Source organism: Microbulbifer mixtoriginis (SeqCode), from assembly GCF_052467705.1.
Window position 1 is genome coordinate 2,762,587 of sequence record NZ_CP174322.1, and the last position, 11,840, is coordinate 2,774,426.

The 11,840-nt window shown below is 50.3% G+C and carries 6 protein-coding genes; 2 read left to right on the plus strand and 4 right to left on the minus strand.

Features of this window, described 5'->3' with window-relative positions; genetic code table 11:
• Positions 1-35: 35 nt before the first annotated feature.
• The 4 genes from ACJJIB_RS12120 to ACJJIB_RS12135 all read right to left on the minus strand — a co-directional run bounded on the left by ACJJIB_RS12120 (position 36) and on the right by ACJJIB_RS12135 (position 9,436).
• Complete coding sequence (locus tag ACJJIB_RS12120) at positions 36-6,662, minus strand: non-ribosomal peptide synthetase (protein WP_444886228.1); 6,627 nt, start codon at positions 6,660-6,662, stop codon at positions 36-38.
• The gene (locus ACJJIB_RS12125; protein ID WP_444886229.1) at positions 6,640-8,055 is read right to left on the minus strand and encodes an isochorismate synthase; all 1,416 of its coding nucleotides are present in this window, start codon (positions 8,053-8,055) and stop codon (positions 6,640-6,642) included. The genes ACJJIB_RS12120 and ACJJIB_RS12125 overlap by 23 nt, the downstream gene beginning before the upstream one ends.
• A complete protein-coding gene (locus ACJJIB_RS12130) occupies positions 8,052-8,381 on the minus strand; it encodes an isochorismate lyase (protein ID WP_444886230.1) in 330 nt (109 codons plus the stop codon). Before ACJJIB_RS12130 ends, ACJJIB_RS12125 begins: the two co-directional genes overlap by 4 nt.
• A 317-nt stretch (positions 8,382-8,698) precedes the next feature.
• Positions 8,699-9,436, minus strand: coding sequence for a thioesterase II family protein (locus ACJJIB_RS12135; protein ID WP_444886231.1), 738 nt, complete (start codon positions 9,434-9,436; stop codon positions 8,699-8,701).
• Between the two features lie 121 nt (positions 9,437-9,557).
• Between ACJJIB_RS12135 and ACJJIB_RS12140 the strand changes: the two genes are divergently transcribed.
• Positions 9,558-11,165, plus strand: a complete 1,608-nt coding sequence (locus ACJJIB_RS12140; RefSeq protein ID WP_444884815.1) for a (2,3-dihydroxybenzoyl)adenylate synthase — start codon at positions 9,558-9,560, stop codon at positions 11,163-11,165.
• A gap of 366 nt (positions 11,166-11,531) precedes the next feature.
• Positions 11,532-11,714 (plus strand): DUF3299 domain-containing protein, encoded by a 183-nt coding sequence (locus ACJJIB_RS12145; protein ID WP_444886232.1) that lies wholly within the window; start codon positions 11,532-11,534, stop codon positions 11,712-11,714.
• Positions 11,715-11,840 lie beyond the last annotated feature (126 nt).

Below are 11,840 nucleotides of genomic sequence, written 5' to 3' on the forward strand. Positions count from 1 at the left end.
CGTCCAATCGCTGAAAAATAAAATTGCCAACAAGCTCATATCACACCCTCTTCCACCGTATCGGGATCAACATCCACTAGCGGTTCCATTGCACTTAGGGCACCGGCAACATCTGCCAGTCTCGGAGAGGCAAATAAACGCCTGAGGGGAAGCAGCAAACGGTGTTGCTGTTTTAGGCGGTCGATAAACCGGGTTGCCAATAAACTATCGCCACCCAATTCAAAGAAATTTTGCTCGCGGTTTATTACGGGCAGGCTAAGAAGCTCTTGCCAAATCTGGGCTACCAGACGCTCGTTATCTGTCGCCAGCTCAGCCGCTTTTTCCTGTTGCGGTTTTTCCACCGCATTCACGAGTTTTAATACTGAAGCCCGATCCAATTTGCCGTTTGCACTCAGGGGCATTTCCGGCAAAGTCACAATGAAATCCGGGACCATATAGGAAGGCAGGTGACAGCGAAGATACTCGCGCAAGTCATCAGTACTAAAAGTTGGTGGGCATTCGGGTGCGAGCACAACGGCAGCGACCAGCTGTTGTTCTTCTGTGGTTAGCACCAGCGCGCGCTGCACAAACATCTGACGATTAAATACGGTTTCGATTTCACCCAGCTCTATGCGATGGCCACGGACCTTCACCTGGCTATCGGCACGCCCCAAAAATTCCAGGCATCCATTGGGCCAGTAGCGTCCAAGATCCCCGGTGCGATACCAACGCTCACCATCGACCGTAACAAAGCGCGCTTCGGTCAATTCGGGCGCCCCGCGATAGCCCATGGCGACACCATCACCACCGATCCACAGCTCGCCCGTTGTCCAATCAGGGCAATCGCGCCCCTGGGTATCCATTACCCTGAATTTCTGGTTGGCCAGGGGGTATCCGTACGGGATCGAGTGCCAGCTTGGATCGACATCTACAACTTCAAAACTGTTAGACCAAATAGAAGCTTCAGTGGCGCCACCCAGTGCGATAAAACGGCATTCGGGCTGTGCTTGTTTTAATCGCTGGGGTAAATCCAGGCCAATCCAATCGCCGGAATTTAATACCAAACGCAAATTGCCAGGCGGTGTACCGGCACCGACAGTGAGTAACATATCCAGTAGCGCCGGTACCGTATTCCAGATGGTGATGCCGTAGTGACATACCCATTGATGCCAGCGCTCGGCATCCCGCCGGTCCTCCTCATCAATCAATACCAGCGCACCACCGACCGATAGCAGTCCAAAAATATCGTAAACAGAGAGGTCAAAATCCAGGGCTGAAATAGCTAGTACACGATCATTTTCATCAACAGAGAAACGTTCGTTGATATCCGCAATGGTATTCCAGGCGGCACCATGACTGATTTCGACGCCCTTGGGTTCACCTGTGGAGCCGGAAGTGAAAATGATATAAGCCAGTTGCTCAGCTTCTGTTGCAATCGGTTCACCAATAGAAGCGAACTGTTCGGCCTGTTGAATTGCGCTTTTGTCGAGTACCACTTTTACCTCGGCACGGCGCAACATTGACTCGCGCCTGGCCTGCGGTTGATCGATACCGACAGGTAAATAAGCAGCTCCCGCTGCGAGTACCCCCAAAACAGCGGCAATCTGGTCGGGCCCTTTGGGCAGGTTAACGGCCACTACTTCAGCAGATGAAACCTGGCTTTCCAATAACCAGGCAGCAATGCGCAAAGCACGCTCTGCCAGGACGCCATAACTCAGGGAATTTTCGTCCCCCCAATATAAGGCGATATTGTCGGGATTCGCTTTAGCCTGCTGGAAAAATCGCTGCGACAAGTTATCCGTTGGATCAATCGCGGTACGCTTTTCAAGCTGGGTTCTCAAATCCCGTTGAGACTTGGGTAATAAATCAGGCGGTGTGGAATCCCATTCAGCGTCACCCGCCCATTGGAGCAAGCCGATATAGGCCTGGAACATTTCCGCGCACATCCCCTCAGGGAAAAGCGCTTCGACAACATCCCAATTTAAAAAAACGCCACCCTCGACTTCGACCACCTGGTGATCCAACCAGACTTGTGGCGTTTGTGTCAGGGCCCAGACGGGTTCCCGCAGAGGTCCATTTTCCGGTGCCGCTGTACCACCGGGAATACCCAGTGCACTGGTGAAGACCACGGGCATTGTGGCTTCCGCGTCGCTCTGCCGGCGGGCTAATTCCCGCATCAGGCTAACACTGGAAATATCGCGATGTTCCAGGGCCGCGCCAACTTCCCCTTGTATTTTTTTCGCTCTCACCAACCAGCTGTCACCGGCCTCTGGCCGGTAACCCACCAGGGTCAGGGAGGTGAAATCCCCCATCACCCGATAGATATCCGGGTGAACTTCACGACGGTCGAACAGGGTAAGGTTCAAGCTCAGGTCGGGGCGACTGCTCCAACGACTAAGCACTTCGGCAAAAGCCGTTAAAAGGAGGCTCGAAGGCGTGATTCCCTGCTCAGCCGCGCGCGCAACCAGGTTTTGCCACATCCGCTTTTCAATATGCTGTTGATGGCGCACAAAGTGCGGGCGCTCAATGGATGCCGGCTCCCGCACAATGGGCAGCTGGGGCGCGGGAGGCAGTTCGGATAGTTTGTGCTGCCAAAAGGTTTTTGCGGCAGCCAGGGGACCTTCGGCAAGATCACTATCAAATACTGCGGTAGTTTGCGGCAATACATTGCGCACATAGTCGCGGAAAGAGAGTTCGATAGAAGGTAGAGGAGTTTCAGGGCTCTGATAAAGAATATTTAACTCACGGTAAAACAGCAGAATACTGAAAGCATCGAGAATCAAATTATCCAAACCGATAGCCAATCGGGTATTACGGCCACAGCGCACCGCACGGACATCAAACAGTGGCCACCGGCTTGGCTCAAACACCTGCTCCGCGCAGTCCTGTCGTAGTTGCGCAAAAGCAGAAGCTGGATCGCGGTCTACCTCTGTAACATCGATGGAAAATCTCGGCACATCGGCAAGGATGCGCTGTCGCCCCTCGCTGTCGAATACAGCCCGCAGCATTTCATGGCGGGCAATCATAGCGTTTAGCGCAGATTCCAAGCGCTCCAGATCGAGATCAACAACGTCGTATTCGCGGTAAAAGTGACAACCGATACCACCCAAAACAAATTCCGGGTCCCTCCCCAGCCAATAGGCCCGCTGAACATCGGTAGGTTCAAAAGCGGCGTACCGACTGGCCTTATCCGATTGCCAGGGTGTAGCAGCAATTTCGCTAGTACCTTTGTTTCGCTGTGGGTTCTCAGTTGGATCTTGAACTAATGTCGCAGCGAAGTCGGCCAGGCTGGGCTGGCTAAACAATTCCGACAGTGTGACACCTTCAAAGCCAGACTCGCGCAGGTCTCGCACAACACGGGTTGCTAACAGGGAGTCACCCCCAAGTGCGAAGAAGTTATCGTCCCGCGCTATATCGGTAACATCAAGGAATTTGCACCAGGCGGCAGCCACCTGCTGCTCTAATTTACCTTGCGGTGGGTTCTGCTTTGCCTGGTGCTGCGACAGGGATTCATCGGCAAACTGCTGTAAACCGCCGCGATCAATTTTGCCATTGGCGGTGAGAGGTATTTCAGCGAGACAGCAAAGCTCACTGGGCAGCATGGCGCTGGTCAATCGTTGGGTCAGGAATTCACGCAGGTCGTTCAAGGGTTCCTGCAACTGCTGCAAATCAACAAAGCACTTTTCTGGATTGATATTCCCTTGCGATAATTTGGATTCCAGAGCGACAACCGCAACCACACCTCGCTGAGTCAGCAATGCAACCGCTTGCGCAATCCCTTTGTGTGCGGTCAGTGCCGCTTCAATCTCGCCGAGTTCAATGCGGTGTCCACGCACCTTGACCTGATTATCGGCGCGGCCCAAAAACTCCAGGCACCCGTTCGGCCAATAGCGGCCCAAGTCTCCGGTGCGGTACCAGCGCTCGCCTTCGTCTGTCACAAAACGGGCTGCGGTGATACCGGGAGCACCGCGATACCCCAATGCAACGCCAGCACCACCGATCCACAACTCCCCTGTCACCCAGTCAGGGCAATCGCGCCCCAGGGCATCCACCACTCTGAATTGCTGGTTGGCTAAGGGGTAACCATAGGGAATAGATCGCCAAGAGGAATCAACTTCTTTGACTTCAAAATTGTTCGACCAAATAGAAGCTTCAGTGGCGCCACCCAATGCGATAAAGCGGCAACCGGGGTTTACGCGCTTTAATCGTTCCGGCAGGTCGAGGCTGATCCAGTCGCCAGAATTTAATACCAGGCGCAGCTCTCCAGCTGGAGTATCACCACCCGTGGTGAGCAGCATATCCAAAAGCGCCGGTACTGTATTCCAAACCGTTACGCCATGTTGGCACACCAGCTGATGCCAGCGCTCAGCGTCCCGCCGGGATTCCTCTTCAACCAATACCAGTGCACCGCCGGCGGACAAGAGCCCAAAAATATCGTAAACGGAAAGGTCAAAATCCAATGCTGATACGGCGAGCACGAGATCATTTTCGTTAACCGAAAAGCGCGCGTTAATGTCCGCTATGGTGTTCCAGGCACTCCCGTGACTAATTTCGACGCCCTTGGGTTCACCGGTAGAGCCAGAGGTAAAAATGGTATAGGCGAGATCTTTGGCCTCTCCCACGACAGGCTGGGATGAAGGCGCGACACCGGAGAGCACAGACAAGTTATCTATAACCAGCTTGGCTCCAGCAAGTTTGAGTACGCGCTCTCTACGCAACGGTGGTTGGTCTATACCCAGCGGCAGATAAGCCGCTCCTGCCGCTAATACGCCCAAGACTGCAATAATCTGCTCCGGCCCCTTGGGTAATAAAATACCGACCAAATCACCGGGCTCAACACCTTGAAGCTGTAAATACGCAGCCATCGCCAAAGCACTGTGGGCCAACTCACCGTAACGGATTTGATCACCCTTCCAATAGAGAGCCACTGCTTCCGGGCAGTTTTTAGCATTGCTAAAAAAATGTTCATGTAATTGGTGAGGCTGGTATGGCTTGGCTGTGGAATTAACCTGCTGGCGCTGCTGCTTTTGCTCCGCAGGCAGCAGCGATGGTATCGGCTGGGCCCAGAATTCCGGGCTGCCGATCAGGCATTCCAGTAACTGCGTAAAGGCGGCAAACATGCCATCCAGGACGCCGGGAGCAAAAGCAGCTTCTCGCGCATCCCAGTTTACGGACAGGCCACCTTTGAGTTCCATAACCTGTACGTCCAGCCACACTTGTGGTCCTTGGGAGATAATCCAATTGACATCTCCAAAGGCACTGCGAACTGACTCGCCAAATAATTCTCCCAACCCAAGCGCACTGGTAAAGACAACCGGCGCAAACACCGTTTGTCCCTGTTGCCTGCTGAGGTCACGCAGCACCTCTACGCCGGAATAACTCCCGTGCGCTACATCCTGACGGAAGTTGTGTTGTAAACGCTGTGCACGCTCAACGAAGGTTCCACTCTGGCTGCCCTGCCAGGCAAGCAAGATCGAAGAAGTAAAGTCTCCCACCAGGGAGTTGACATCCCGGTGCAGGGATTCCCGGTCGAACAGGGGGAGATTCAGCAGGAAGTCTGACTCTTCGCTATAGACAGTAAGCACTTCGGCAAGCGCCGCTGCCAGGGTCATGGACAAAGTAATTCCGTGACGGCTCGCAAGTTCCGCCAGCTGGTTTTTCTGGTCAGCAGACAGACTATAGTGGCGACGAACAACGCGACGAGTGTCTTTAGACTCAGTACCTATCGCAGTGGGTAATTGAGGAGCACCGGGCAAATCTGCCAGGCGATCCTGCCAGTGTTCTTTGGCCTGCTGCTTCTCAGCTCGGCGCTCTTCCTTTGAGTGAAGAGCGCTGCGGTCAGCCTGGTAGCGCGGATAACTGTAATTCAACGGAACCAGAGACTGCTCTGGTTCGAGGTAGAGCTTGGCTAGGTCATTCAGTAACACGCGCAGGCTAAAGGCATCTGCGGCTACCATATCCAGATTAATATGCAGGCGTGTGCCGCCCGCTTTTAATTCCGCAGGTAACAATGAGAGCTGAACATCAAAAACCTCACCCTGCAATATATCCAGCTGCCGATGGGAGAGTTGCTCCCTAACAGCGATAAGACTCTGCTCCGCTTCTGCAGCAGTTTGGTGCCTGAAATCGTGAACCTTTAAACCGGGCCAGCTCACTTCAGCGGGAATCTGCTGTCGGCCATCATCGAGGATTTGAACACGCAGCATCCCATGTCGCTCGAAGAGGGAGCGCACAGCCTGTTCCAATCGATCAGGTACTACATCCTGGCCATCAAACTCATGATAAAAGTGTGCGGCAACGCCCCCTAGATATTGATTCGGGTCTCGCCCAATCCAATAGGCATGTTGCATCGGTGCCAAATCAAAGGGAGTGATTTCATCAAAAGCGCCCGGCACAGATAAATGTTCACTGGTACTTTCTTCAGTTCCAATAGCCAATTGAGGTAGGGAAAGCCAGGCTTCCAATCGAGGCACCGCGATAAGATCAGCAAATTTTACCTTGATCTTTTTCTGCCTTAATTGGCCAACAATCCTCATGATTTGCACTGAGTTGAGCCCCAGTGCAATTAAGTCACCCTGCGGATTAATGTCATTAATATCGGCATCAATAGCCTGACAAACTAAATCCTTTAACAAACTGGCCGGACTGATTGGCTCTGATTTATTCTGCGGCTTCGGCGACAAGAGATACGCTCCTTATTGCGTCTCGGATAACACGCATTTTGATGCAACTTTCACGATACTCGTGGGTAGGAAGGGAGGCTTCAACCAGGCCGCAACCGGCAAATAGTGTCACCTTGCCCGAGGTAAAAAGCGCAGAACGCAGAGCAACAGCAAACTCCCCTTCCCCCTCAGCATTGAGCCAACCAACAGGTCCTGCATACCAACCACGATCCAGGCCTTCATTTTCACGGATATACTTCAGTGCTTTTCTCCTCGGCAGGCCACCCACCGCAGCACTTGGGTGTAAATCCGATAAAATATCCAATAGATTTACGTCATCTTTCATCAAGCCCTCTAGAGGCGTAAGCAAATGCTGAATTTGCTTTAATTTACGGAGCTGAGGCGGTTCAGGTTCCACTACACGATGGCAGTGTTTACGTAAAATAGAGAGGAGATGTTGAACAACCAGGTCGTGTTCGAAGCGGTCTTTGTCACTATCGAGCAGAGATAATCCCAATTTGTAATCAGTTGCAGGATCTTTTCCCCGAGGTGCGCTACCGGCCAAAGCAACGGTACTGATACGCCCGTCTTTACCAGCCGCTAAGCGCTCGGGCGAAGCCCCAAGAAAGCAACTTTTTCCGCGGGAAAAGGCAAACAAATAGGCATCGGGGTAAGATTCTTGTAAATATCCGAGAATACTTCCCGGGCAGCAGTCCGCGTTCAGTGCTTCAGAACGAGCGAGAACCACTTTTTGAAATTCGTTACGCTTAATTGATTCGACCGCATCAACAACACCCTGTTGCCAATCCATTTGATCAGTATCACTATTACTAAAATCACTCTCCACCAGCGGTAAATTGTCATTTGTAGAGGAGTCAGGGTTACGAGATAAGATGCCTTGCCACCGCGCTTTGGCTTGCTCAGTAGCGAGACTGCAGTCTGTATGACCAGTCACGATTAAATTTATTACCACATAACTGTGGTCCGCTTCACAATAAAGGGCTAACTCAGGTAGCGTTAGCACGCCTGAAGGAAAATCTTGCCAAAGCGTTGAAGGGTCTTTTTGGTAATCAAAAGCAAACCCACCACACAAAATTGGTTGATGTCCCCCGCTCACGACAGAAGAAGCCTGTAATTTTTGCCAATTAGTTTGAATCTCAGACCAGGATTTCCCAGGAGCACAGCTAAACTCGTAGGCAGAGCCAAAACTCAGGGAATAAAAATCACTGGAGGGCGTACCCCACAGAGATGTTATTCGTTCATGTCGATAGTTAGCAGTAAACAACCCAATTGGATCGCGCCTGTGGCATGGGAAGGAAAATGATGCCAGAACCTCTGGCTGTCCCTGGCTTACCCTGGACTTGGCTTCCTGCAAACAGGCCTCCAGTCCGTCGTACTTAGAGCGCCCCTTCATAGACCCTCCTCAGCATGTAGGGCACGCTCAGTTCGCCAATGCAGTTTTTGCTGTTTGATAAACCACTGGATAACCCCAGAAAAAAGCAACTCGATATAGTCAGCAGATAACTGCTCTTCCTCAGCCCAACCACGGCGATCAATCAACATAGCCGCAACCCGATCTGGAGCGGGAATACTGGCTTCATCTGGTTTGAACTGCGCTGCAGACAAAACATATCCCATACGCTGCTGCAACAGCCTGATGATCTCGCGATCAATGGAATCAATACCTTGGCGGATCTCATCCAGATTTTTACACTCCATTGGCAGCTTCGTTGCTTGCATAGAAACTCCATCACCTAAGCTGTTCATCTTCCCATTAATAATGAAACGTTATAACATATCATTTGCGAAATCAACGGGATGTTTATTTTAGATTTGGACATCAGGGTGGAGAGAGTGTGGGTTACTTGTTACTAAAGAGAAATAATTCGAACATCATTAAAAATAACGATCTCGAATTAATCGAAGTAGAGATCCGCTATCTATTGAGCGATGGAGAATATAGAGCCGCTCAACAGCCCTATTCTCCCGACAATTGATTTTGATAGCGTTACAAGAAACAGAAAGGTTTTATACGGCCAACTTAACTTTTCATGCAGTTAGGTCAAGCGGAGCTTCTGAGCAATATGACCAACAACCAGATCGGGACAATCGGACAGATAAAAATGGTTACCTGCATATTCTTTCAACTGGAACTCACCATTGGTCCACTGCTGCCAACCCCGAGCTTCATCGGTGCTCAACTCAGGATCATCGCGTCCTAGCATCGCAGTGATGGGGCAATCTAAAAGTTGGTCCGAGGACATCTTGCTGGTTTCGATCAATCGATAATCCTGGCGTATAGCAGGGAGTAGTAGAGCCCTTAACTCAGGAAATTCCAATAATTCAGGAGAGGTGCCGCCAAGCTTAATGAGTTGTTGGCACAGAGATTCATCACTCAACTGGTGTATGTTTCCACTCTTTTGAAATTGTGGCGCTTCGCGCGCAGAGACAAATATGTGTTCAGGACCGCGCAATTTTTCGCGATACAAGGAGAGAGCCAATTCATGAGCAACTGTAGCTCCCATACTGTGCCCAAATACTGCCCAGGGTTTATCGATGACAGGTTTGATAGCCCTACTTAACAAAGCAATTAAAGTTTGCATATCTGCGGGCATAGCTTCATTACAGCGTTGCTCCCTACCCGGTAAACATACGAGAACCAATTCTATGGAATCTGGCAATAATTTCACCCAGGGTCGATAAAGTGATGCTGTACCACCAGCATGAGGCAAACACAAAAGTCGGATAGCCGCTTTAGGTTGAGGGCGAGGGATTTGTAGCCAAGCGCCGGACATAGATTTATCTCAATAAGAAATTTGAAGCCGTGAATACTAACTGTTAATTCTTAATTTAGAAATCTGAAGAAGATTCAAAAAAACACTCGTCTGCCCCACCCAAACATTTCAGGAGACCTGCATGGAAAATAATTTGCTTAATGGTTACACGCCTCACCCAAAGGAACTAGAGGCTTTCTATCAGCAACAAGGAATTTGGGATAACCAACCTATTTGGGAGCTGATCACACGTAATGCGAAAAATTTTCCCAATCAATGCGCAGTTCGGGACCTATCGAATCAATTAACTTATGCCGAATTGGTTAATGAGGCCGATAGCATTGCTGCAGGCCTGGTGGAACAAGGCTACAAAGTTGGGGAGCGGGCAATACTCCAGTGGAGCAATCAGGTCAGTTTTATTACAGCCCTGCTCGGCTTATTTCGAGCGGGACTGGTTCCTGTTTTAGCGTTGCCTGCACATCGCCAAAATGAAATATGCCATTTTGCACAGGTCTCTGGTGCCAGTATTTATATCACTTCAGGAGCTGAAAGTGATGAAAGCCGCCCCAGCATGATAGAACAAATTGCTTCGCAATCTCCGACCTTGCGAGCCATATACAGCTCTGATGAAAATGACACATTCCCCTCCCTGCCCAGAACAGAATGCCAAGGCTTCACCCCTGTTCCCGTAGACCCTAACGCCCCTGCTCTATTCCTCGTTTCCGGTGGCACTACAGGACTTCCGAAACTTATTCCACGCACCCACAATGACTATCGCTACAACATTACCTGCGCTACGGCTGCTTGTAATTTAGGAAAAGATGAAATCTATCTGGCAGTACTCCCCGCCGCCCATAATTTTCCACTGGGTTGCCCCGGCATTCTGGGCACGCTATCCATGGGTGGGCAAGTCATATTCACCAAAGATGCAAGCCCGGACTACTGCTTTGAGCTGATAGAGCGTTACGGCGTAACCGCCACAGCCCTGGTCCCAGCACTGGCTCAAGTCTGGACTGCAGCGACAGAATGGGAAGATGCTGATTTAAGCTCTCTCCGCTTACTTCAAGTTGGTGGCTCAAAGCTGAGTCCAACTGACGCCAATGCTGCGATAGTTGCTTTTCCCGGTGCACTACAGCAGGTATTCGGTATGGCCGAAGGATTGATTTGTTACACCCATCGCGAAGATAACAATGAAACCATCACCAATACTCAAGGAAGACCTATGAGTTCCCTCGATACTCTAAAAGTGGTTGATGAGTACGGGCAGGAAGTGAAAGCCGGAGAAGAAGGAGAATTACTCACTCGTGGACCCTACACATTGAGAGGCTATTACCGAGCCGAAGAGCATAATCGCCGTGCTTTTACCCCCGATGGTTTCTATCGCAGTGGAGATCGTGTAAGCATTCTGGACAACGGCAATATTGTAGTTACCGGACGACTCAAAGATGTTGTGAATCGGGGAGGGGAAACATTTGCATGCGACGAAATTGAAGAGCACCTGCTCGCCCATCCCCATATTCAGCAAGTAGCTATCATTCCCTTACCGGATAAAGAACTCGGGGAACAAGTTGGAGCGGCTATCGTATGTGCAGATAAAGCACCTTCTTTACACATGTTACGCGATTTCTTGACAAAAAGAGGACTGGCTGCCTTTAAGCTACCAGAGCAACTTAGTGTGTTATCTCGCCTTCCGGTTACTGCCGTAGGTAAAATTGATAAGAAAAAGCTTTTGGAATATGAAAACCAGTAAGGGGATAGATTAGCCTCAATGCATCACTAAATAATTAGCGATTAGCTTAGTGATGCTACTGGCCTATAGAACACAACCTCTCTCAACAATCGGGGGAACAAATACTCTAAACTATGCTCTATTATCTACTCAACCATCCAGGAATTACAGCTGCAATTAAAGTTCCGGCAAATACTGAACGTAAAAGTATGATTGTATGTTCGCCCATGACAACTCCATCCAGATAAACCCCGCACTAATCTGAGGGCAGTAACTCAGCCCATCAGAATACATAGATGATATTTTGATGGCTCCGCTGCCGACTCAATACCTAACACATCGGCTTTTATCACCACGAGTGAAAATGAAAGCCGTTCCCAGGCCGCTTTGACTTCCACTAGAATAAAACCAGAGCTCGACAATCAACAGATACGCATTGTTGGATTTATCGTCCCGATTGAATTTAATGATGAACTAACAATTTCCAGCTTCCTTTTTGTGCCCTACTTTGGAGCCTGTATCCACTTACCCCCCACCTCCGAATTAGGTTATCCACGGCACTTTTCCTAAGGGAGTTCCAGTCGACGCTCTGTACGCGCCTTTCTCTATAGAAGGGAAACTAAGAACACTAAAAAAGAGAGCGAGTTCGGTACTGCGGCTTACAATATGGCGGTGGATAGTATTCAACCCTACAAA

Coding starts and splice junctions, on each gene's coding strand:
- ACJJIB_RS12140 (WP_444884815.1), top strand. CDS start 9,558: ATGGAAAATAATTTGCTTAATGGTTACACGCCTCACCCAAAGGAACTA.
- ACJJIB_RS12135 (WP_444886231.1), bottom strand. CDS start 9,436: ATGTCCGGCGCTTGGCTACAAATCCCTCGCCCTCAACCTAAAGCGGCT.
- ACJJIB_RS12125 (WP_444886229.1), bottom strand. CDS start 8,055: ATGAAGGGGCGCTCTAAGTACGACGGACTGGAGGCCTGTTTGCAGGAA.
- ACJJIB_RS12130 (WP_444886230.1), bottom strand. CDS start 8,381: ATGCAAGCAACGAAGCTGCCAATGGAGTGTAAAAATCTGGATGAGATC.